We start from the raw sequence: 21,228 nt of genomic DNA on the forward strand, positions 1-21,228 counted from the left end.
TCGAGCACGGGGGTTTTCTGCGTTCCGGGCCCCTATTCGATTACGCTCACGTCATGCGCTACGACCTGGTGATCTTCGACAATGACGGCGTGCTCGTCGACAGCGAGCCCATCTCCAACCGGTTGCTCGCCGCTTACCTCACCGAGGTCGGGCACCCGACGACCTACGAGGAGTCCTTGCGCGACTACATGGGCTCCGCCATGCACCGCATCCACGACCTGGTCGCGGAACGCACCGGGCGGCAGCTGCCGGCCGAGTTCGACGACGTCTTCCACGCGCGGGTGTTCGCCGCGTTCGAGCGCGAGCTGACACCGATACGGGGGGCCGCGGACGTGCTGGAGAAGCTGGCCGCCGACGGGGTGCCGTACTGCGTGGCGTCGTCCGGGAGCCATGAGCGGATCCGGGTCGGGCACCGTACGACCGGGCTCGACCGCTGGTTCGACGAGTCGCGGGTCTTCAGCTCCCAGGATGTCGGCCGGGGCAAGCCGGCCCCCGACCTCTTCCTGTACGCGGCCGAGCGGATGGGGGTCGCGCCGGAGCGCTGTGCCGTCGTCGAGGACTCCCCGCTGGGCGTGCAGGCGGCCGTCGCGGCCGGGATGGACGTGTACGGGTACACCGCCATGACGCCCGCCGAGCGGCTCAGCGGCGCGACCCAACTCTTCGACGACCTGGGGCAGTTGGCTGACCTGCTGATATGACCTGTGTCCGGTGGCGCGCGCTGACATTTGTCATGCGGAGCTCCGGACGATCGTTTCTACTGGCCGACCCCGGCCGGCGGCGAAGCTGTAGCCATGACGAAGAACACGGGTTCCCAGGGCCAGAGCACGCTGTCGAACTTCACGCCGCTGATCATCGACGTGGCGGTCCCGCTCGCTTCGTACTACCTCCTGAAGGACGGCTTCGGGATGAGCACCTTCGCCGCGCTCGCCTGGAGCAGCGTGGTGCCGGCCGTGCGGACCGGCTGGAGCGCGCTGAGGGAGCGCAGGGCGAACGCGTTCGCCGCGCTCATCCTCGCCGTGAACGTCGTCTCGCTGCTGCTGAGCTTCGTCTCGGGCGACCCCCGGCTGATGATCGCCAAGGACAGCGGGGTCAGCAGCACCCTCGCGATCGGCATCCTGGTCTCCGTCGCGCTCGGCAGGCCGATGATGACGGCCGGTCTGAAGCCCTTCCTGGTCAAGGGCGACGAGACCAGGGAAGCCGCCTGGGAGCGGCTGATGTCCGGGTCCGCGGCCGACTCGGCGGCCTTCCGCGCCAAGGAGCGGATCTACTCCGTGGTCTGGGGTGTGGTGCTGTTCGCCGAGTGCGTGGCGCGGGTGATCGGCGCCTACAGCCTGCCGGTGGACACCATGGTGTGGCTGGGCGGGGTCGTCCTGGCCGTCTCGATCCTCGTGGGCGTCCTGGTGAGCGGTGGACTGGCCGCCGGACCCATGGAGGCCATGGTGCGCGCCGAAGCCGAAGCCGGAGCCGGAGCGGAGGCCGAGGCCCAGCCCGTCGCCGAGCCCGCCCAGCCCGTCGCCGAGCCCGCCCGGCCTCTCGCCCAGCCCGCGGCCGCCCTCGCCCGCTGACCGGCACCGACCCTGCCCCGGCCGGCACCCGACCAGGTGCCGGCCGGGGCACTGCCGGTGCCGGAAACCGGGTACCGCCCGAACTTGAGCCAAATTCATCTTTGGCCGGATCTACCCACCGGTACGCCGGGGCCCTACGCTCGCCGCCATGACAGATGTGCTGCGGCGCGGCAGGGCCTCGCTGGCCTTCAGCTTCTTCGCCCAGGGTGCGGCTTTTGCCCTGCTCGTGACGCGGATCCCGGCGATCCAGGACCGCTACGGCGTCTCCGACGGGCTGCTGCCCGTCTTCCTGGCCGCCGTACCGATCCTGGCGGGGATCGGCAGCGTGACCACCGAGCAGCTCGTGAAGCGCATACGCCCGAGCCTGCTGCTGCGCTGGTCCCAGCCCGTGGTGCTGCTGGCGCTGCTGGGCGTGGGGGCCGGCGGGCAGATGGCGGAGCTGGCGGTCGCGCTGGGCGTGTTCGGGCTCGCCGTGGGCGCGCTGGACGCCTCGATGAACATGCTCGGGGTGAGCCTCCAGCGGACGTACGGGCGCAGCATCATGCTCAGCTTCCATGCCGCGTACAGCCTGGGCGGCATCCTCGGGGCCTCGCTGGCCTGGGTCGGCGCGCACTGGCATCTCGCGCTGTGGGTGTCGTACCTGCCCGTGGTGGCCGTGCTGCTGCCCGCCGCGCTGGTGGGCAGCCGGTGGTACGTCGACGGCGACGCGGCGGAGGTGGCCGCGGGCACGGACGCGGCCGAGGCGAGCCGGGCGGGGGCCGTGGTCTTCCGGCTGCTGCTGCCGTTGTGCCTGGTGATGACGTTCGCGTACATCGGCGACTCGACCGTCTCCAACTGGAGCGCGAAGTACCTCCAGGACACCCTCGGCAGCTCCGAGCAGCTCGCGACGGTGCCGTACAACGTCTACATGGTCACCACGCTGCTCGGCCGGGCGATCGGCGACTTCGGGGTGCGGAAGTTCGGGGCGGTGCCGGTGGTGCGGCTGGGGGCCGTGGTGGCGGCGGGCGGGTTCGCCGTGGTGGCGGTCGCGCCGGGCGCCTGGGTGGGGATGCTCGGGTTCACCCTGGTCGGGCTCGGGCTGTGCGTGCTGGTGCCGCAGACCTTCGCGGCGGCCGGGCGGATGTTCCCCGACGCCTCGGACGCGGCGATCGCGCGGCTGAACATCTTCAACTACGTCGGCTTCCTGATCGGCTCACCGCTCGTGGGCGCGCTGGGCGACGCCTGGAGCTACCGCTGGGCGATGCTCGTGCCGATGGCGTTGGTCCTGGTGACGTTGGCGTACGCCCATTCGTTCGCGCCCAAGGCGGACCGATACGGTGACGCACATGAGCGGCCGCGCACAGCTGATGTGGGACGAGGCAGTAACGGGCTATGACTTCGGCCGGGACCATCCGATGGACCCGGTCCGGCTCAGGCTGACCCGGGGACTGGTGGACGCGTTCGGGCTCGACCGCGAGGTGGCGGTCGTCGCGGCCAAGCCGGCCGGTGACTCGACGCTGCGGCTGGTGCACCGGCAGGACTACATCGACGCGGTGAAGGCCGCGTCGCTGCGGCCGGAGGCGGCGGACCAGTCGTACGGCCTCGGTACGACGGACGATCCCGCGTTCGCCGGGATGCACGAGGTGTCCGCGCTGATCGCCGGGCAGTCGGTCGGCGCGGCCGAGGCCGTGTGGCGGGGTGAGGCGCTGCACGCGGTGAACTTCGCGGGCGGGCTGCACCACGCGATGCCGGGCAGCGCGTCGGGCTTCTGCATCTACAACGACGCCGCGCTCGCGATCGCCCGGCTCCTTGAGCTGGGTGCGGAGCGGGTGGCGTACGTGGACGTGGACGTGCATCACGGCGACGGCGTGCAGGCCGCGTTCTGGGACGACCCGCGGGTGCTGACCATCTCGCTGCACGAGCATCCGCGGACGCTGTTCCCGCAGACCGGATGGCCCGAGGAGACCGGGGCGGCCGGGGCGGCGGAGGGTTCCGCCGTGAACGTGGCGCTGCCGGCCGGCACCGGGGACGCGGGGTGGCTGCGGGCGTTCCACGCGGTGGTGCCCGAGCTGATCGCCGGGTTCCGGCCGCAGGTGCTGGTGACGCAGCACGGCGCCGACACGCACTTCGAGGACCCGCTCGCGCATCTCGCGGTGTCGCTGGACGCGCAGCGCGCGGTGCAGGTCGCGTGCCACGAGCTGGCCCACGAGCACGCCGACGGCCGGTGGATCGCGCTCGGCGGGGGCGGCTACGCGGTGGTGGAGGTCGTACCCCGGTCCTGGACGCATCTGGTCGGGATCGCGGCGGGGCGGCCCGTCGCGCCGGAGACGGTGATCCCGGAGAGCTGGCGGCAGCAGGTGTACGCGCTGTCCCGGCAGTTGGGGCCGATGCGGATGACGGACGGGCGGTGGCCGGTGGACTTCGGCGCGTGGGAGGCGGGTTACGACCCCGCGGACCGCCTCGACCAGGCCGTGCTGGCGACGCGGCGTGCGGTGTTCCCGCTGCGGGGGCTGCTGGCGTAGCCCGCCGCCGGCTGTCCGGGCGCCGAACCGTTACGCCGACCGTGCGGAGTTCGCTCCGTTCCGGCCGTGACGCGCGGGCCGGTCCGGGAGCATCGCTTCCATGCTGAGCACCGGAACGCTGCGCGCCCATCTGCTCGCGGCCCGGCTGGCCGGGACCGTGGCGACCTCACGGGAGCAGAGCCTGCGCAGCTACCGGCTGTTCGCCGCCCGGGACCCCCGCGCGCTGATCGGACTCGATCCCGAATGGACCTGGAACCAGCGTGACTTGATCGCTTTGATGGCGGACAAATGTGGTGTTTCCGCCGATCCCGGTCATACCTGCGGCCTGGACGTGATCGATCCGGACCGTACGCTGGCCGCGCTCGACGCCTTCGCCGAGCGGCTCGGGGCGGCCGCGGAACGCAGGGTGCCCGTCCTTCTCGGGACCGGACACCCGCACCGGCTGCTCGGGTTCTACGCCGCCCTCGCGGACGCGTTGTCGGCGGCGGGATGTGCCGTCCTCACACCCGCGAATGGTCGTTGTGTCGACATAACGACCCGGTTCGGTCTACGCACGCACAACCTCTCCTACGTACGAGGAGTCGCGCTCGTACGGAAAGCCGGCACCGAACGCCCCGGTTGTGCGACCGGCGCACATACGCATTCCCCGCTGCCGGTTCGTACCGCGCTGGCCGCCGCGGCCGAGGGCGGCGGGCCGCTGCCCGAGCTGGTCGTGGGGGACCACGGATGGGTCTGCGGGGCAGGTCAGCTGGGGTTTGAGGCCATTGGGCTGGCTGACACGGACGACCCCGCGCTCTTCGTGGGGGAGGCAGAGGGGTCCGTGTCCGTGGCCGTTCCACTTGATGACGGTGTGCGGTCCGATTACTACCGGCCGCTTACCCGCTACGTACTCAATCGAGCGTGTCTGTCACAGTAGGCCGCCGATGGGTGCACCTCTTCCCCACTCGCATCACCCGCCCCTACATTGGGGAGTGAGCACGCAGCGACGAAGAGTCACCGGAAGGGGAAGCCGGTGGCCGTCGAGTGCGGAAGGTTCAGGTGTGTCATGGGTGCAGCCGGCGAGAGGCCTCTGAACGAGGTTCAGTTCCTTACCGTGGCGGAGGTCGCCTCGGTGATGCGAGTGTCGAAGATGACCGTGTACCGCTTGGTGCACAGCGGTCATCTGCCCGCGATCCGGGTGGGGCGGTCCTTCCGCGTCCCCGAACAAGCGGTGCACGAGTACCTCCGTGAGAGCTACGTGGGGGTGGAAACCGCCTGACGAATGCCCTCGATTACGACCTCAGCGCTCGGGCGGGTAGGCTAGCCCCTCGTAGGTCGTGTGGGCCCATGGCGCCCAAACACCGAGTGATGAGAAGTGAGCGAGGGTAGTCGTGGGCTCTGTTATCAAGAAGCGGCGCAAGCGGATGGCCAAGAAGAAGCACCGCAAGCTGCTCAAGCGCACGCGCGTCCAGCGTCGTAACAAGAAGTAAGACATACGACGCGACGCCGCGAGAGCGTTTTTTGTGGCCCCCCACCGCTGTGGTGGGGGGCCACACGCATACGCGGTGCCAGGATGCCCCTGTGCACCCGCGCCGTCCGCTCCACCCGCCCGAGCCGCCCGAGCCGTCCCGTCCGGGCGCGGTTTCCGGTCACCCCGTGCATCGGGTGGTCATCACAGCGCAACATCGACCGGCTAGGTTGGCCCGCATACGGGGAACGCGGCAAGGTACGGGCGTGGGAACATCGACGGCGGAAGGAAGGCGCTGATCTTGGGCAAGGTCGTGCTCGTGACCGGAGTGGCCCGTCAGCTGGGGGGCCGGTTCGTACGACGGATCCAGCGTGACCCACAGGTCGACCGCGTGATCGCGGTGGACGCGGTACCCCCCGCGCACCATCTGGGCGGCGCGGACTTCATCCAGGCCGACATCCGGCAGCCCACCATCGCGCGCGTGCTCGCCGAGACGTCCGCGGACACGGTCGTGCACATGGACGTCACCGCGATGGCGCTCGGCAGCGGCAGCCGGACCACGGTCAAGGAGACCAACGTCATCGGCACGATGCAGCTGCTCGGCGCCTGCCAGAAGTCCCCCACCGTCAAACGGCTCGTGGTCAAGTCCAGCACCAACGTCTACGGCTCCGCGCCCCGCGACCCCGCCGTGTTCACCGAGACCACGCCGGCCAAGTCGCTGCCCAGCGGCGGCTTCGCCAAGGACGCGGTGGAGGTGGAGGGTTACGTCCGCGGGTTCGCGCGGCGGCGCCCCGATGTCGCGGTCTGCGTGCTGCGGTTCGCCAACATCCTCGGGCCGACCGCCGACACCCCGCTCGCCGCGTACTTCTCGCTGCCGGTGCTGCCGACCGTGTTCGGCTACGACCCGCGGCTCCAGTTCGCGCACGAGGACGACGTGATCGAGGTGCTGCGGCTCGCCTCGCACGACCCCGTGCGCGGCACGCTCAACAGCGGCACGTTCAACATCGCCGGCGACGGCGTCCTGCTGCTCTCCCAGTGCTCCCGGCGGCTCGGCCGCCCCACGGTCCCGCTGCTGCTGCCCGCGGTCACCTGGGCCGGTTCCATGGTGCGTACGCTGGGTGTGACGGACTTCTCGCCGGAGCAGATCCGGTTGCTCACCCACGGCCGGGTGGTGGCGACGGACCAGATGCGCGAGACGCTGGGTTTCAGGCCGAAGTACACCACCGCGGAGACGTTCGCGGACTTCGCCCGCAGCAAGGGCCCCGGGCTTCTGCCGCCGGAGACCCTCGCCGGGGCCGTCGACCGGATCGCGGCGCTGTCCCAGCGGGGCAGCGGCCACCCCCCGACGCCTAGCGCCAACTGAGGAGCGCAGCAACGATGGCGGACGCCAAGGTCATTCCGTTCGACGACGACCGGTCCCGCGGGGGCGCCGTGCAGCGGCCGCAGCGGCGCCGTGGCGCGGCCGGCCGGCGCAAGAGCGGCGAGAACGCGCCGGTCCGCGAGGTCCAGCCACTGCCGGGAGTCGGCCCCACGCAGGATGATGAACCTGTGCACCACGAGCAGCAACCGCCCCTGCCGAAGGACGACGGCGGCCTGGAGCGCCGCGTCGCGAGCGGCCTGAACTTCCTGCGCCGCCGCCTCACCGGCGACTACGACGTCGACGACTTCGGGTACGACGAGGAGCTGACCGACCAGGTCCTGATGTCCCTGCTGCGCCCGCTGTACGAGAAGTACTTCCGGGTCGAGGTGAAGGGCATCGGGAACATCCCGAAGGAGGGCGGCGCGCTGATCGTCGCCAACCACTCCGGGACGCTGCCGCTGGACGGCCTGATGATGCAGGTCGCCGTGCACGACCACCATCCGGCGGGGCGCCATCTGCGGCTGCTCGCGGCGGACCTGGTCTTCGTGCTGCCGGTCGTCAACGAGCTGGCCCGCAAGCTGGGGCACACCCTGGCGTGCGCGGAGGACGCCGAACGGCTGCTCGGCCAGGGCGAGCTGGTCGGGGTGATGCCGGAGGGGTTCAAGGGCATCGGCAAGCCGTTCAGCGAGCGCTACAAGCTCCAGCGGTTCGGCCGGGGCGGCTTCGTCTCCACGGCCCTGCGCAAGGGCGCCCCGATCATCCCGTGCTCGATCGTCGGGGCCGAGGAGATCTACCCGATGATCGGCAACGCCAAGACCCTGGCCCGGGTGCTGGGCTTCCCGTACTTCCCGCTGACGCCCACCTTCCCGTGGCTGGGGCCGCTGGGCGCGGTCCCGCTGCCGACGAAGTGGACCATCCAGTTCGGCGAGCCGATCCTCACGGACGGCTATCCGCCGGAGGCGGCCGAGGACCCGATGCTGATGTTCAACCTGACCGACCAGGTGCGTGAGCAGATCCAGCACACGCTGTACAAGCTGCTGGTGCAGCGGCGGTCGGTCTTCTTCTAGAGCTCTTTCCAGAGCCCTGCGGTCTGTTTCCGGACCCCTTCGGGCGACTTCGGGATCGTGTGCCGCTACGGCGACGGGGACGCCCCTGTTGGGAGGCGCCCCCGTGACCGTGACCGGGTGCGGGGTCAGCTCGCGTCGTCGCTGTCGATCCCCAGGCCGGGCAGCAGGCCCGGGAGCAGGGGTGGCAGGGTGACGTCCGGTTCGCTGCTCGAGGTGGCCGACGGTGTGGCGCTGGCGGAGTCCTTGGGCTGCTGGCCGAGCAGCCCGCCGGTGTTGCCGCCGAGCAGGCCGTCGCCGGCGGAACCGGCCGAGGAGCTGGGGTTGTCGCTGCCGGTGCCGTGGCTGCCGGAGGTCGCGTCGCCGCTGGGCGCGGTGGAGCGGTGGCCGGCCGAGGAGCTGCTGGACGGGGTGGAGCCGGTGTCGCGGTCGTTCGTGGAGCCGCCCTGGGTGGGCTGCTGCGGGGGCAGCAGCGACTGGAGCGGCGCCACTTCCTGGTCTATGGCGTCGAAGACCGACGACACCTGCCGGCTGACGTCGCCGAGTTGCACCGGCAGCTGGTCGCGCAGGGTGCCCCACGCCTCGCGATGGGACTGCGAGAACGCGGAGAGGGCCTGGATCGGGCCGAGTGAGTTCGGGTCGCGCTCGTACGCCTCGTGGAGCAGGCGGTGGCCCTCGGTGACGTCGTGCTGCATGCCCGAGAGCGTGCGCCTGATCTCACTGATGGACTCGTGGTCCAGCTGCCCGCCGCGGCCGCGCTCCATCAGCCTGCGGGCCTCGTTCAGCCGGGTGGACGCCTGGTCGAGGTAGGTCCGGCCGCGCTCGTCCTCGCCGTCGGACAGGTAGTTGAGCTTGAAGTCCTCGATGCCGCGTTTCAGTCCGTAGAGCGAGTCGCCGGGCAGCGCGTCGGAACTGGCGGCGGCCACCCCGCCGAAGGCGCTGGCGGCGACCCCGACGCTCAGACCGCCCGCGGCCAGGCCCTTGGTGAGCCGGGAACGCGGACGCAACTTGCCCAGCCCACTGGACCGCTGGCCGCTCCGGCGGTGCGAGCGCTGCCCGGGCAGCGCGGTGTCGGCCGCCTCGCCTCCGATCGCGCCCTCCTGGAGCATGGCCTCCATCGCGGCCACCAGCTGGGCCCGTTGGACGACCTTGACCTCCGGATCGAGCTCCGGTCTCGGCCGCTGGGCGAGACTCGTCGCGAGGGCCAGCAGTCGGCCCTGCTCGGTCTGGTCCGCAGCGGCCGGGGCCGGTGGCGATCCTTCGGACTGCTCGGCCGCCGGGCCCCGGTCGGACTGCTCCTCCAGGGCCTGGGCGAAGGCGTTCGCCCGCCGGTGCGCCGATACGTTCGCGATCACTGGCGGCACCTCCTCTCGTCATGACGGTCGACTCCCCGGGGATCTCGGGGGTTGCACGCCCTCGACCGCATCCACACGATCGAGTGATCGGGGGCGGCCAGGACGTGACCACAGGGAGCCTGTATCCCGCACAACGACTGGCGCGGCACTTGGGTTACGGACGGCGGATGATCGGATCGGGAAGTCAACGGACCTTCACGGACGGTGAGTTGGTCGTCGCTGAGCGTGCCGCCCCAGCGGCGTCGGGTCAGCGGCGTCGAGTCAGCGGACGTCGTCCGGCAGCAGGCGGGCCAGGGTGCGCACCGCGCGGTACTGGAGCGTCTTGATGGCGCCCTCGTTCTTGCCCATGACCCGCGCGGTCTCGGCGACCGACAGCCCCTGGAGGAACCGGAGCGTCACGCACTCCTGCTGCTGGGGGTTGAGTCTGCGGACGGCGTCGAGGAGGGCGGCGTTGGAGAGGGACTCCAGGACCGAATCCTCGGGGGAGCGCTCGACCTCGTTGGCGTCGAGCATCTCCCCGGTGGTCACCTCGAGCCGGAAGCGGCTCGACTTGAAGTGGTCGGCGACCAGGTTGCGGGCGATCGTCACCAGCCAGGCGCCGAAGTCGCGGCCCTGCCAGGTGAAGGTGCCGATGCGGCGCAGCGCGCGCAGGAACGTCTCACTGGTGAGGTCCTCCGCGGTCGCCTTGCCGCCGACCCGGTAGTAGATGTACCGGTAGACGGTGTCGCTGTACTGGTCGTAGAGGCGGCCGAAGGCCTCGGCCTCGCCGGCCTGGGCGCGCTCGACGAGATCCATCATGCGCGCGCTGTCGCTGTCGGCGGCGGGGCGGCGCGTGGTGGTGGCGCCGGAGGCGCGGCCCCGTCTGCCGACCGTGGCGCTGCCCTCCGCCAGCGCATAGCACGGGCCCGCGGGCGCGGCGGTGGCGAAGGCGGGGGCGGCGTACGCGGTGGGGACGAAGTCGCGCACGACTGCATGGACCGTAGCGATCCTTGCGCGCAGCGTAGCCAGGCCCGAGGCGTCAACCCCGACGTGTGGGTACACGGGACTCCCAGAGGCAGAGCTTCCATCACGTGCAGTGCGGAACCGTTCACCCGTCGTGACGACGGAGGGGTACCGGATTGCGTCTGAGGAGAATAACGCTAAGTACAGGCGCTGCTACACCGAGTTGCTCAAATCACCGATTACGTCACTACTGTTATCGTTTGTCGCCCGATCAAGTGCCGTGTAGTGACCGATTGTTGATCGAATCAGCCCGGGTTGGGCTCCGGGCGAGGGCGTGTTGTGGCCGTCCACCGACATCACGACTGATCGCGGGCGGGCGGCGGATCCGCCGCGACATGACAGCGCCGCCGTCGGCGCGGACACCGAATGATCATGGCGTTCGCGCGGCGACGACGGCGTGGAGGTGTGGGGGATGCACGGGCGGACGTGCGGGTGGACGTACGTGGAGACGCGCGTGAGGGCGTACGTGAGGACGCGCGTGAGGACCTGCGTGAGGACCTGCGGGCCCGCGCCGCGTCAGCGACGGCGGCGGCTGATCGCGATGGCCGCGGCGGTGCCGCCGGCGACCGCGCCGACGCCGGCCGCCGCCGGGATGCCGACCTTCGCCGCCTTGCGGCCGGTGCGGTAGTCCCGCAGCCGCCAGTCCCGCGCGCGGGCGTGCTTGCGCAGCTTGGTGTCCGGGTTGATGGCGTAGGGGTGGCCGACCAGTTCCAGCATCGGGATGTCGTTGTGGGAGTCGCTGTAGGCGGCGCAGCGGTCCAGGTCCAGGCGCTCGGCGTGGGCCAGCGCGCGCACCGCCTCCGCCTTGGCGGGTCCGTGCAGCGGCTCGCCGACCAGCTTGCCGGTGTAGATGCCGTTGACCGACTCGGCGACCGTGCCGAGCGCGCCGGTCAGGCCGAGACGGCGGGCGATGACCGTGGCGATCTCGACCGGGGCGGCGGTGACCAGCCACACCCGCTGGCCCGCGTCCAGGTGGGCCTGGGCGAGGGCGCGGGTGCCGGGCCAGATCCGCTCGGCCATGTACTCGTCGTAGATCTCCTCGCCGATCGACTGGAGTTCGGCGACGCGATGGCCCTTGACGATGGAGAGCGCCGAGTCGCGGGCCTCCTGCATGTGCTCGGGGTCCTCGACGCCGGCCAGCCGGAACCACGCCTGCTGCCAGGCGAACCGGGCGAGGTCGCGGGTCTCGAAGAATTTCCGCTTGTACAGGCCGCGGCCGAAGTGGAAGAGCGCGGCGCCCTGCATGACGGTGTTGTCCAGGTCGAAGAAGGCCGCGGCCTTGTCGTCGCCCGGCACGGGGAAGTCCGGTTCCTCCGGCGCGGACACCGAGGCGTCCGCCTGCGAGGACTTGCGGGCTGCCTCCGCCGAGGCTTCGCCTGCCAACACGCTTCGCGCCGTGGCGGAGCGCCTACGGGGAGTGAGCCATCCGAGAGCGGCCATGACCGTGAGCATAGCCATTCTGTTCGGTGCTTCCTCAGTCGCGAGGTTTGGAGGCTGTGAACTCTCCGCGACCGGGCCGTTAAAGAGCGCCACAATGGCCCACATGAGTCCCCTCTTCCGGCGTAAGGCCGCTCCCGGCGACCGGCTCGTCACGCTCGTCCGCAAGCCGGGCTGCCATCTGTGCGACGACGCCCAGGAGGTGGTGGAGCGCGTGTGCGAGGACCTCGGGGTGCCCTGGGAACGGAAGGACATCAGCGAGGACCGTGATCTGTACGACACGTACTGGGAGCAGATTCCGGTCGTCCTCGTCGACGGGCGCCAGCACACGTTCTGGCGTGTCGACGAGGACCGGCTGCGCAGGGAACTGGCCGGGTAGGGACCATCGGCCCGGCTCCGGGGACCTTCGCGGAGATCCCCGGACCCCGCGGCATGACAGGCTCGGCCCTGCGCGTCACGCCCACCGGAACTGACCGATCAGTTCAAGACGGTACAGAAGTCGCCTAGGATCGTCGGGTGGTCCGGTCTCGGGGGGCGAGATTCGCGAGGAGAGTGTGGGTTTTGCCCCTGCGAAAGACATGCGTGACCCCGGTCACGTTGGCCGGGCAAATCGGACACCATCTTTGTGCACGCGTTCACAAAGACATAGCCTGCTGTCGACGGGGCGGTCTGGGTACGTCTGACCGCCCGCAGCCCCGCTCTACCCGCAGGAGCACCGTGGCAACTGGCCGAACTCACCGACCGGCGACCCGCAGCCGAGGGATTCCCGAGGCCACCGTCGCCAGGCTTCCGCTGTACCTCCGCGCCCTGACCGCACTGTCGGAGCGCTCGGTACCCACGGTCTCCTCCGAGGAACTGGCCGCGGCGGCGGGGGTCAACTCCGCCAAGCTGCGCAAGGACTTCTCGTACCTGGGTTCGTACGGAACGCGCGGTGTCGGCTACGACGTCGAGTACCTCGTCTACCAGATCTCCCGTGAGCTGGGCCTCACCCAGGACTGGCCCGTCGTCATCGTCGGCATCGGCAACCTCGGCGCCGCCCTCGCCAACTACGGCGGGTTCGCCTCCCGCGGCTTCCGGGTCGCCGCGCTGATCGACGCCGACCCCGCCATGGCGGGCAAGCCGGTCGCCGGCATCCCCGTGCAGCACACCGACGACCTGGAGCGGATCATCCAGGACAACGGCGTGTCGATCGGCGTGATCGCGACCCCCGCGGGCGCCGCCCAGCCCGTCTGCGACCGGCTCGTGGCCGCCGGGGTGACCTCCATCCTGAACTTCGCGCCGACCGTGCTCTCCGTGCCGGACGGCGTCGACGTGCGCAAGGTCGACCTCTCCATCGAGCTGCAGATCCTCGCCTTCCACGAGCAGCGCAAGGCGGGCGAGGAGAGCGGCGCCGACGCCGCCGTCCCGGCCGCCACGGCCCGCAAGGCGTCCGCCGAGCAGGGACCCGACGGGGACGTTCCCGCCGTGATGCCGGCATGAGTCTCCTCGTCGTCGGGCTGAGCCACCGCAGCGCCCCGGTCAGCGTGCTGGAGCGGGCCGCGCTCTCCGCGGACGCCCAGATCAAGCTCGTACAGGACACCGTCGCCGCCGAACCGGCCACCGAGGCCGCGGTGCTCGGCACCTGCAACCGCATCGAGCTCTACGCCGACGTGGACAAGTTCCACGCCGGTGTCGCCGAGCTGTCCACGCTGCTCGCCCGGCACAGCGGGGTGGGCCTGGACGAGCTCACTCCCTATCTCTATGTGCACTACGAGGACCGGGCCGTCCACCACCTCTTCTCGGTGGCCTGCGGCCTGGACTCCATGGTCGTCGGCGAGGGCCAGATCCTCGGCCAGATAAAGGACGCCCTCGCCCTCGCCCAGGAGCTGCACAGCGCGGGCCGGCTGCTGAACGACCTGTTCCAGCAGGCTCTCAGGGTCGGCAAGCGGGCCCACTCCGAGACGGGCATCGACCGGGCCGGACAGTCCCTGGTCACCTTCGGGCTGGAGCAGCTGGCCTCGGGCGCGGACGTCTCCGGCTGGGCGAGCGGCAAGAAGGCGCTGGTCATCGGCGCGGGTTCGATGTCCTCGCTGGCCGCGGCGACGCTCGCGCGCGCCGGCGTCGCCGAGATCGTGATCGCCAACCGCACCCAGGAGCGGGCCGAGCGGCTCGCGCAGATCCTGACCGAGGGCGACGACACGGACGTGCTGGCCCGCGCGGTACCGATGGATGCGGTGCCGAGCGAGCTGACACGTGCCGACGTGGCCGTCTCCTGTACCGGCGCGACCGGGCTGGTCCTGACGGCGGACGCGGTGGCGCGGGCCGCCGAGGGCCGCACCGCGCAGCCGCCCGCCGCCCCGGTCGCCCCCGTCACCCCCGCCGTCCCCGGGACCCCGCTCGCCGCCGCGGCCGACGAGAACTGCCCCCTCGACCTGACGTCCGTCCAGGCCACCGCCGGCTTCTCCGTGCACGGGGAGGCCGCCGTGGCCGGCATGGGCGCGGCCGAGCTGGAGCAGCACGCCGCCTGGGTCGACAAGGGCGCCCGCACCCCCGCCGGAGTCCTCACCGCGGCCGACCCGGCCGAGGAGGCCGAGGCCATCGCCGCGCTCGCCGTGGCCGTCAAGGCCGTGGGCCGCATCCCGGAACGCCGCAGGCCCGAGCCGGTGGCCGAGCCGCAGCGCCCGGCGCCCGCGCTCTTCCTCCTCGACCTCGCCATGCCGCGCGACATCGACGCGGCCGTGCACCGGCTCACCGGTGTGCGGCTCGTGGACATCGAGTCGCTGGCCGAGGCGTCCGCGGACGCCCCGATGGCGGCCGACGTCGACCAGGTCAGGCGTATCGTCTCCGACGAGGTCGCGGCCTTCGGGGCCGCCCTGCGGGCGGCGCACATCACACCGACCGTGGTCGCGCTGCGCACCATGGCCGCCGACGTCGTGGCGAGCGAGATCGCCCGCCTCGAGGGACGCCTGCCGGCCCTCGACGACAAGCACCGCGCGGAGATCACGCAGACCGTGCGGCGCGTCGTCGACAAGCTGCTGCACGCGCCGACCGTACGGGTCAAGCAACTCGCCGCCGAACCGGGCGGCGCCGGGTACGCGGACGCACTGCGGACCCTTTTCGACCTCGACCAGGAGACGGTGGCCGCCGTCTCCCGGGCCGGGGCCGAATCCGAGAAGAACAGCAAGAACCGAGGGCCAGCATGAGCGACAAGGCGCTACGGCTGGGCACACGGCGGAGCAAGCTCGCCATGGCCCAGTCCGGGCAGGTGGCGGACGCCGTGAGCCAGGTGACCGGACGGCCCGTGGAGCTCGTCGAGATCACCACGTACGGCGACACCTCGCGCGAACACCTCGCGCAGATCGGCGGCACCGGTGTGTTCGTCACCGCGCTGCGCGACGCGCTGCTGCGCGGCGAGGTCGACTTCGCCGTGCACTCCCTGAAGGACCTGCCGACGGCACAGCCCGCCGAACTGGCGCTGGCCGCCGTGCCGCTGCGCGAGGACCCGCGCGACGTACTCGTCGCCCGGGACGCGCTGAAGTTCACCGACCTGCCCCGCGGCGCGCGCATCGGCACCGGTTCGCCGCGCCGCATGGCCCAGCTCAACGCGTACGCGCGCAGCCACGGCCTGGACATAGAGACGGTTCCGGTCCGCGGCAACGTGGACACCCGGATCCGGTACGTCCACGACGGCGAGCTGGACGCGGTGGTGCTGGCGGCCGCCGGCCTCAACCGCATCGGCCGCGCCGACGAGGTGACCGACTTCCTGTCGGTCGACACGGTTCTGCCCGCCCCCGGCCAGGGGGCACTGGCGATCGAGTGTGTCGCGCACGACACCGACCTGATCGCCGCGCTCGCCGAACTCGACGACCCGTTCACCCGGGCCGCCGTGACCGCCGAGCGGTCCCTGCTCGCCGCCCTGGAAGCCGGTTGCAGCGCCCCCGTGGGCGCACTCGCCGACCTCCTGGCCGACGGGCAGATTGTCAACGAAATGCGCCTGCGCGGCGTCGTCGGGACCACCGACGGCTCGACGCTGGTGCAGCTGTCCACCACCGGTCCCGTGCCCGAGACGGACGACCAGGCAACGGCGCTCGGTCGCGAACTCGCCACCGAGATGCTCGCCCAGGGCGCGGCCGGTCTGATGGGGGAGCGAGCACTTTGAGCCCCACCACTCTTCCCGCCGGTCCGGAACACGGGCACGTCACCTTCCTCGGTGCCGGACCCGGGGATCCGGGACTGCTGACTCTGCGCGCCGTGGAGGCGCTGGCGCACGCGGACGTTCTCGTCGCCGAGCACGAGGTGCTCGACGTCGTGCGCACCCACGCCAGGCCGGGCGTCGCCGTGGTGCACACGGACGCGGACACCTCGGGTGTCCCGGCCGGTGGCCCCGCGGCCGTCGGACCGGGCACAGGCACGCCTCAGCTGACGGTCGTTGACGGCGCGTCAACGACCGCTGGCTCCCCGTCAGTGCGGGATGCCGCACATCTTGTCATGGAGGCCGCGCGGGGCGGCAGGCGGGTGGTGCGTGCGGTGTCCGGGGACCCCGGGCTCGACGCGTACGCCGCCGAGGAGATGCTCGCCTGCGCCGCCGCGGGCGTGCCGTTCGAGGTGGTGCCGGGCATCGCCGCGGCCGTCGGCGTGCCCGCGTACGCCGGTGTCCCGCTGCGGGACGCCCAGGGCGCGGACGTCCGATTCGTCGACGCCCGCACGGCGTCCGGCCGGTGCTGGACGGAGGTGGGCGCCTCGGACGGCACGGTCGTCGTCTCGACGACGCTCGACTCCGTCGCGGCCGCGGCCGGCGAGCTGGTGGCGGCCGGCCGCAAGCCGGACACCCCGCTGACGGTGACGATCGCTGGTACGACCACTCGTCAGCGCACCTGGAGCGCCACCCTCGGCACCATCGCGCAGACGTTCAAGCAGGGCAAGGTGCTGCCGTCGCCGGACGGCGGCCGCCCGGTGATAGCCGTGGTCGGTGAGCGTTCCGCCGCCGCCCAGCGCGACCAGCTCGCGTGGTTCGAGTCCAAGCCGCTGTTCGGCTGGAAGGTGCTCGTGCCGCGCACGAAGGAGCAGGCGGCCTCGCTCTCCGACCAGCTCAGGTCCTACGGCGCGGTGCCGCACGAGGTGCCGACCATCGCCGTCGAGCCGCCGCGCACGCCGCAGCAGATGGAGCGCGCGGTCAAGGGCCTGGTCACGGGCCGCTACGAGTGGATCGCGTTCACCTCGGTCAACGCGGTGAAGGCGGTGCGCGAGAAGTTCGAGGAGTACGGCCTCGACGCGCGGGCCTTCGCCGGCATCAAGGTGGCCGCGGTCGGCGAGTCCACGGCGAAGGCGCTGGTCGCCTTCGGTGTGAAGCCCGACCTGGTGCCGTCCGGCGAGCAGTCCGCCGCCGGTCTGCTGGAGGACTGGCCGCCCTACGACCCGGTCTTCGACCCGATCGACCGTGTCTTCCTGCCCCGCGCCGACATCGCCACGGAGACCCTGGTCGCCGGGCTGATCGACCTGGGCTGGGAGGTCGACGACGTCACGGCGTACCGCACCGTGCGCGCGTCGCCGCCGCCGGCCGACACCCGGGAGGCGATCAAGGGCGGCGGCTTCGACGCGGTGCTGTTCACCTCCTCCTCCACCGTCCGCAACCTGGTCGGCATCGCGGGCAAGCCGCACAACGTGACGGTGATCGCCTGCATCGGTCCGGCGACGGCGAAGACGGCCGAGGAGCACGGGCTGCGGGTGGACGTCATGGCGCCCGAGCCGTCGGTGCACAAGCTGGCGGAGGCCCTCGCGGACTTCGGCCTCAAGCGCCGCGCCTCGGCGCGGGAGGCCGGCGACCCGGTCACCCGCCCGAGCGAGCGCCGCCCCGGCGCGCGGCGGCGGCGTACGACCTGACGGTCGGGGCTCGGCGCCGGGTTCCGTGCCCCGTCACGGGCGCGGGGAACCGCGCGCTCAGCCCCCACCGGGCCGCGGTGATTCGGGTACCGGTCCGTCGTGGCTTGTCGCACAGTTCCCCGCGCCCCTGAAGAGGGGGCGCGGGGAACGACGTCTCCTCCGACGTCACGTCGGCAAAGGTGCCGTTGAGGCAGGCGTAGCGTGGGGCGTATGACGAAGTACGGTTCCTTTCCCGGTACGCGTCCCCGGCGGCTGCGCACCACCCCCGTCATGCGGCGCATGGTCGCCGAGACCCGCCTGCACCCGGCCGATCTCATCCTCCCCGCGTTCGTGCGCGAGGGCATCGCCGAGCCGGTGCCGATCGGCGCGATGCCCGGCGTCGTGCAGCACACGCGGGACAGCCTGAAGAAGGCGGCCGCCGAGGCGGTCGAGGCGGGCATCTCCGGGATCATGCTGTTCGGCGTGCCCGAGGAGAGCAAGAAGGACGCCCTCGGCACGGTCGGCACCGACCCCGACGGGATCCTCCAGGTCGCCCTGCGCGACGTGCGGGCCGAGGTGGGCGACGACCTGCTCGTCATGTCCGACCTGTGCCTGGACGAGTTCACCGACCACGGGCACTGCGGAGTGCTCGACGCCGAGGGCCGCGTCGACAACGACGCCACCCTGGAGCGGTACGCGGAGATGGCCCAGGTGCAGGCCGACGCGGGCGCCCATGTGGTCGGCCCCAGCGGCATGATGGACGGCCAGATCGGCGTCATCCGCGACGCGCTCGACCAGATCGGCCGCGAGGACGTCGCGATCCTCGCCTACACCGTCAAGTACGCCTCCGCCTTCTTCGGCCCCTTCCGGGAGGCCGTCGGCTCCTCGCTCAAGGGCGACCGCAAGACCTACCAGCAGGACCCCGCGAACCTCCGCGACGCCCTGCGCGAGCTGGCCCTCGACCTGGAGGAGGGCGCCGACATGGTGATGGTCAAGCCGGCCGGCCCCTACCTCGACATCCTGGCCCGGGTCGCGGACAGCGTGGACGTGCCGGTCGCCGCGTACCAGATCTCCGGCGAGTACTCGATGATCGAGGCCGCTGCCGAGAAGGGCTGGATCGACCGCGACCAGGCGATCCTGGAGTCGCTGACCGGCATCAAGCGGGCCGGCGCGCGCAACATCCTCACCTACTGGGCGACGGAGGTCGCGCGGAAGCTGCGCTGAGGACCGGCGGCGAAGCGGCGGGCGGCAACCGGCTGGGGCGAGTGGGAACCATCAAGTCGCCCTGGAAGTTAGGTTGTTGCTCGTCGCACGTTCGACCGCCAGCCCCAGGGAGAGGCTCCATGCCCGGTGACGCCCTCAGCAACGATCCCGCCGAGCTGAGAAGGAGGATCGACACCACCAAGGCGCACCCGGCCCGCGTGTACGACGTCTTCCTCGGCGGCAAGGACAACTACCCGATCGACCGGGCCGCGGCCGCCGCCGGCCTCGCCGCCAACCCGCGCGGCTACCTCGACGTGCGGCACAACCGGGACTTCATGCGCCGCGCGGTCACCCGCCTCGCCACCGAGGACGGCGTCCGCCAGTTCCTCGACGTCGGCACCGGCCTGCCGACCGGGGAGAACGTCCACCAGATCGCCCAGCGCATCAACCCCGACGCGCGGATCGTGTACGTCGACCACGACCCGGTCGTGCTCGCCCATGCCCGCGCGCTGCTCACCAGCGGGCCCGAGGGCCGTACCGACTACATCGACGCGGACCTGCGCGAGCCCGCCACCATCCTCGAACAGGCCGCCAAGACCATCGACTTCGACCAGCCGGTCGCGCTGATCCTCGCCGCGATCCTGCACTTCGTCGAGGACGATCAGGCCTACGCGGTCGTACGGGAGCTCGTCGACGCCCTGCCCCCGGGCAGCCGTCTCGTGCTCAGCCACCTCACCGACGAGCTGCACCCCGAGCCCGCGCGCGCCGTCCAACGGACCTACACCGAGCGCGGGTTCACCTTCGTCTTCCGCTCGAAGGCCGAGGTGGAGCGGCTGTTCACGGACATTCCGGGGGTGACCCTCGACGAGCCCGGCGTGGTACCGGTCCACCACTGGCACCCGGACCCGGCGCCGGCCCCTCCGGCCATCGACCCCGACGAGTTCGAGCAGCTCGACGACATCGAGAAGATCCGCTACCGGGACATCAACGACGTCACGGACGCCGACATCAACGTGTACGGGGCGGCGGGGCGGAAGTAGGCCCCGTCCTGTGACCGGCCCCGCGACCGGGGCCGGTCAGTCCCACCAGAACGACCAGCGGGACCGGCCGAGGACCGCGGCCTGCGCGTACTCCCGCAGCGTGCGGTGGCCCCCCTGCCAGATGTCCGGGCAGAACGCCTCGTGCTCCGCGGCGATCGCCTCCGCCTGCTCCAGCGTGCCGGCCGGGGCCGCGACGGACACGACGAGTCGGTCGAAGCCGAGCGCCACCACGCGGGCGCCGAAGCGGTCCTCCCAGGAGCGCAGTACGGCGCACAGCCGCGCCACGTCGTTCTCGGTGTTCATCGGGCCCGTCCAGCCGATCGCCGCCGGTATGTCGGCGCTGCGCCGGGCGCTGACGAGCGCCAGGCACGGCTCCTTCAGCCTGGCCGCGCGCGTCTCGTCCGTGAGTTCGCCGGCGAGTGCGGCGGCCGCCTCGTCCGGATCGGCGCCGAACGGCAGCGCCTCGGCGAGTCCGGGCCACTCGCGCTCCTCGGGCTCCTCCCCGTCGGCGTTCTCCCCGCCGTAGCCGCCGAGGTCCATCAGGACGTCCTCGGCGTCGTGGTCACCGGGGTAGGACGTCCGCTCCGGGTCCAGCTCCCACAGGTCTCCCGGGGCGCCCTGCGGGCCGCCGGTCTCCACCAGCACCGGCAGCAGGCCGAGTCGCGGTGCCGCGGCGGCCAGTGCCGACCAGTCGCCGGGCCGGGCCCGCTTCTCCGCGTGCCACAGCAGCGGCTCGTGCCAGGTGCCGTCGACCGTCGTGTCGATCAGCCGCCCCTCGGGGAGCGGTAGTCCGAGCGCGCCGCCGCTCGGGTCGGCCGCCAGTCGCGGCAGCGGGTTGGGAAGTGTCGCCATGGCGGTGACTGTAGGGCCGCCCACCGACAACGGCTCACCCGGCCGTTCACCCGGCCGCTCGGGGGACGCGGCTCGTCCAGCACTCGGCGGCGGTGCCGCCCGCGGGGCGGAGACAGACCCGCAGCGCGGTCCCGGGCGGCGTGGTCACCATGGCGGTGTAGACGAACGCGTCGGTGGCGGCGCGGTCGGCGACCGTCGCGCCGCGCACCGCGCCGGCGGCGCTCACCTCGACGCGGTCGCCGACCCGGGCACCCCAGGTGCGGGCCCAACTCGCGCCGCACGCCGTGCCGTAGCGCAGCTCCACATAGGCGCCGCCGCGGGCGCGGCGCACCGCGAGGCTGACCGGCGCGGGCGCGCAGCGCATCCGCATCGGGTCGGCGCCGTCGCAGGCCGCGCCCCGGCAGGCGGGGCCGGACGCGCTCGCGCTTGCGCTCGCGTCGGCGGAGGGGGGTGTGGCGTGGTGGCCCCCGTGCAGGAGGAGCAGCACCAGGGCCACGCTCGCGACGACCACGGCGGATGCTGCCGCGAGCACTGCGACGGTGGTCGTCCGCGGGCCGGAGGGTG

The 21,228-nt window shown here is 72.0% G+C and carries 21 protein-coding genes; 16 read left to right on the top strand and 5 right to left on the bottom strand.

The genetic code is table 11. The annotated features are described in order from the left end of the window. The first annotated feature begins 53 nt into the window (after nt 1-53). The 9 genes from WN71_RS35215 to WN71_RS35250 all read left to right on the top strand — a co-directional run bounded on the left by WN71_RS35215 (nt 54) and on the right by WN71_RS35250 (nt 7,940). Nucleotides 54-698, top strand: a complete 645-nt coding sequence (locus WN71_RS35215) for an HAD family hydrolase (protein WP_046587169.1) — start codon at nt 54-56, stop codon at nt 696-698. Between the two features lie 93 nt (nt 699-791). After that, the gene (locus tag WN71_RS35220; RefSeq protein WP_046587166.1) at nt 792-1,565 is read left to right on the top strand and encodes a VC0807 family protein; all 774 of its coding nucleotides are present in this window, start codon (nt 792-794) and stop codon (nt 1,563-1,565) included. 148 nt (nt 1,566-1,713) lie between these two features. After that, entirely contained in the window at nt 1,714-2,940 is a 1,227-nt protein-coding gene (locus WN71_RS35225; RefSeq protein WP_206300230.1) for an MFS transporter, read from the top strand. Next, nucleotides 2,891-4,066: an acetoin utilization protein AcuC gene (locus WN71_RS35230; protein ID WP_046587162.1), complete on the top strand. Its 1,176-nt coding sequence runs from the start codon at nt 2,891-2,893 to the stop codon at nt 4,064-4,066. The genes WN71_RS35225 and WN71_RS35230 overlap by 50 nt, the downstream gene beginning before the upstream one ends. Before the next feature lie 100 nt (nt 4,067-4,166). After that, nucleotides 4,167-4,982 carry a phosphatase gene (locus WN71_RS35235; RefSeq protein ID WP_046587159.1) on the top strand — a complete coding sequence of 272 codons (816 nt, stop codon included), beginning with the start codon at nt 4,167-4,169 and terminating at the stop codon, nt 4,980-4,982. A 129-nt stretch (nt 4,983-5,111) separates the two neighbouring features. After that, the gene (locus WN71_RS35240) at nt 5,112-5,324 is read left to right on the top strand and encodes a helix-turn-helix domain-containing protein (protein WP_015658719.1); all 213 of its coding nucleotides are present in this window, start codon (nt 5,112-5,114) and stop codon (nt 5,322-5,324) included. A 112-nt stretch (nt 5,325-5,436) separates the two neighbouring features. Then, nucleotides 5,437-5,535, top strand: a complete 99-nt coding sequence (locus WN71_RS40465) for a 30S ribosomal protein bS22 (protein ID WP_003948845.1) — start codon at nt 5,437-5,439, stop codon at nt 5,533-5,535. Between the two features lie 279 nt (nt 5,536-5,814). Next, entirely contained in the window at nt 5,815-6,876 is a 1,062-nt protein-coding gene (locus WN71_RS35245) for an NAD-dependent epimerase/dehydratase family protein (RefSeq protein ID WP_046587153.1), read from the top strand. A gap of 14 nt (nt 6,877-6,890) precedes the next feature. Further along, on the top strand, nt 6,891-7,940 hold the full coding sequence (locus tag WN71_RS35250) for a lysophospholipid acyltransferase family protein (protein WP_046587151.1): 1,050 nt from the start codon (nt 6,891-6,893) through the stop codon (nt 7,938-7,940). A 125-nt stretch (nt 7,941-8,065) separates the two neighbouring features. Here the strand turns inward: WN71_RS35250 and WN71_RS35255 are convergent, their stop codons facing one another. From WN71_RS35255 to WN71_RS35265, 3 genes are all read right to left on the bottom strand, one after another. After that, nucleotides 8,066-9,292 (bottom strand): DUF5667 domain-containing protein, encoded by a 1,227-nt coding sequence (locus tag WN71_RS35255; protein ID WP_046587149.1) that lies wholly within the window; start codon nt 9,290-9,292, stop codon nt 8,066-8,068. A 261-nt stretch (nt 9,293-9,553) separates the two neighbouring features. After that, nucleotides 9,554-10,333, bottom strand: coding sequence for an ECF subfamily RNA polymerase sigma factor, BldN family (locus tag WN71_RS35260; RefSeq protein WP_046587147.1), 780 nt, complete (start codon nt 10,331-10,333; stop codon nt 9,554-9,556). A 477-nt stretch (nt 10,334-10,810) separates the two neighbouring features. Continuing rightward, nucleotides 10,811-11,734, bottom strand: coding sequence for an HAD family hydrolase (locus WN71_RS35265; RefSeq protein WP_079178369.1), 924 nt, complete (start codon nt 11,732-11,734; stop codon nt 10,811-10,813). A 103-nt stretch (nt 11,735-11,837) separates the two neighbouring features. Here WN71_RS35265 and WN71_RS35270 point away from each other — a divergent pair, with 103 nt between their 5' ends. The 7 genes from WN71_RS35270 (at nt 11,838) to WN71_RS35300 (ending at nt 19,812) form a co-directional block, all read left to right on the top strand. Beyond that, nucleotides 11,838-12,110, top strand: coding sequence for a glutaredoxin family protein (locus tag WN71_RS35270; RefSeq protein ID WP_046587171.1), 273 nt, complete (start codon nt 11,838-11,840; stop codon nt 12,108-12,110). Nucleotides 12,111-12,448: 338 nt separating this feature from the next. Beyond that, nucleotides 12,449-13,210, top strand: a complete 762-nt coding sequence (locus WN71_RS35275) for a redox-sensing transcriptional repressor Rex (RefSeq protein WP_046587142.1) — start codon at nt 12,449-12,451, stop codon at nt 13,208-13,210. Continuing rightward, nucleotides 13,207-14,913, top strand: a complete 1,707-nt coding sequence (locus WN71_RS35280) for a glutamyl-tRNA reductase (protein ID WP_046587140.1) — start codon at nt 13,207-13,209, stop codon at nt 14,911-14,913. The genes WN71_RS35275 and WN71_RS35280 overlap by 4 nt, the downstream gene beginning before the upstream one ends. Beyond that, complete coding sequence (gene hemC, locus WN71_RS35285; protein ID WP_046587138.1) at nt 14,910-15,869, top strand: hydroxymethylbilane synthase; 960 nt, start codon at nt 14,910-14,912, stop codon at nt 15,867-15,869. Before WN71_RS35280 ends, hemC begins: the two co-directional genes overlap by 4 nt. Next, nucleotides 15,866-17,590, top strand: a complete 1,725-nt coding sequence (locus WN71_RS35290) for a bifunctional uroporphyrinogen-III C-methyltransferase/uroporphyrinogen-III synthase (RefSeq protein WP_046587136.1) — start codon at nt 15,866-15,868, stop codon at nt 17,588-17,590. The genes hemC and WN71_RS35290 overlap by 4 nt, the downstream gene beginning before the upstream one ends. A 210-nt stretch (nt 17,591-17,800) precedes the next feature. Then, the gene (gene hemB, locus WN71_RS35295; protein WP_046587134.1) at nt 17,801-18,793 is read left to right on the top strand and encodes a porphobilinogen synthase; all 993 of its coding nucleotides are present in this window, start codon (nt 17,801-17,803) and stop codon (nt 18,791-18,793) included. A gap of 119 nt (nt 18,794-18,912) precedes the next feature. Beyond that, a complete protein-coding gene (locus WN71_RS35300; RefSeq protein WP_046587132.1) occupies nt 18,913-19,812 on the top strand; it encodes an SAM-dependent methyltransferase in 900 nt (299 codons plus the stop codon). Nucleotides 19,813-19,848: 36 nt separating this feature from the next. Here the strand turns inward: WN71_RS35300 and WN71_RS35305 are convergent, their stop codons facing one another. Then, nucleotides 19,849-20,664, bottom strand: a complete 816-nt coding sequence (locus tag WN71_RS35305; RefSeq protein ID WP_046587130.1) for a DUF4253 domain-containing protein — start codon at nt 20,662-20,664, stop codon at nt 19,849-19,851. Nucleotides 20,665-20,710: 46 nt separating this feature from the next. Beyond that, on the bottom strand, nt 20,711-21,228 hold a 518-nt coding region (locus tag WN71_RS35310; RefSeq protein ID WP_206300231.1), incomplete at its 5' end, for a DUF2690 domain-containing protein.

Source organism: Streptomyces mangrovisoli, assembly GCF_000974985.2.
Lineage (GTDB): Bacteria > Actinomycetota > Actinomycetes > Streptomycetales > Streptomycetaceae > Streptomyces > Streptomyces mangrovisoli.

Excerpts from the sequence above, each read along its gene's own strand:
- WN71_RS35215 (WP_046587169.1), top strand. The coding sequence starts at position 54 with ATGCGCTACGACCTGGTGATCTTCGACAATGACGGCGTGCTCGTCGAC.
- WN71_RS35220 (WP_046587166.1), top strand. The coding sequence starts at position 792 with ATGACGAAGAACACGGGTTCCCAGGGCCAGAGCACGCTGTCGAACTTC.
- WN71_RS35225 (WP_206300230.1), top strand. The coding sequence starts at position 1,714 with ATGACAGATGTGCTGCGGCGCGGCAGGGCCTCGCTGGCCTTCAGCTTC.
- WN71_RS35230 (WP_046587162.1), top strand. The coding sequence starts at position 2,891 with ATGAGCGGCCGCGCACAGCTGATGTGGGACGAGGCAGTAACGGGCTAT.
- WN71_RS35235 (WP_046587159.1), top strand. The coding sequence starts at position 4,167 with ATGCTGAGCACCGGAACGCTGCGCGCCCATCTGCTCGCGGCCCGGCTG.
- WN71_RS35240 (WP_015658719.1), top strand. The coding sequence starts at position 5,112 with ATGGGTGCAGCCGGCGAGAGGCCTCTGAACGAGGTTCAGTTCCTTACC.
- WN71_RS35250 (WP_046587151.1), top strand. The coding sequence starts at position 6,891 with ATGGCGGACGCCAAGGTCATTCCGTTCGACGACGACCGGTCCCGCGGG.
- WN71_RS35265 (WP_079178369.1), bottom strand. The coding sequence starts at position 11,734 with ATGGCCGCTCTCGGATGGCTCACTCCCCGTAGGCGCTCCGCCACGGCG.
- WN71_RS35270 (WP_046587171.1), top strand. The coding sequence starts at position 11,838 with ATGAGTCCCCTCTTCCGGCGTAAGGCCGCTCCCGGCGACCGGCTCGTC.
- WN71_RS35280 (WP_046587140.1), top strand. The coding sequence starts at position 13,207 with ATGAGTCTCCTCGTCGTCGGGCTGAGCCACCGCAGCGCCCCGGTCAGC.
- hemC (WP_046587138.1), top strand. The coding sequence starts at position 14,910 with ATGAGCGACAAGGCGCTACGGCTGGGCACACGGCGGAGCAAGCTCGCC.
- hemB (WP_046587134.1), top strand. The coding sequence starts at position 17,801 with ATGACGAAGTACGGTTCCTTTCCCGGTACGCGTCCCCGGCGGCTGCGC.
- WN71_RS35300 (WP_046587132.1), top strand. The coding sequence starts at position 18,913 with ATGCCCGGTGACGCCCTCAGCAACGATCCCGCCGAGCTGAGAAGGAGG.
- WN71_RS35305 (WP_046587130.1), bottom strand. The coding sequence starts at position 20,664 with ATGGCGACACTTCCCAACCCGCTGCCGCGACTGGCGGCCGACCCGAGC.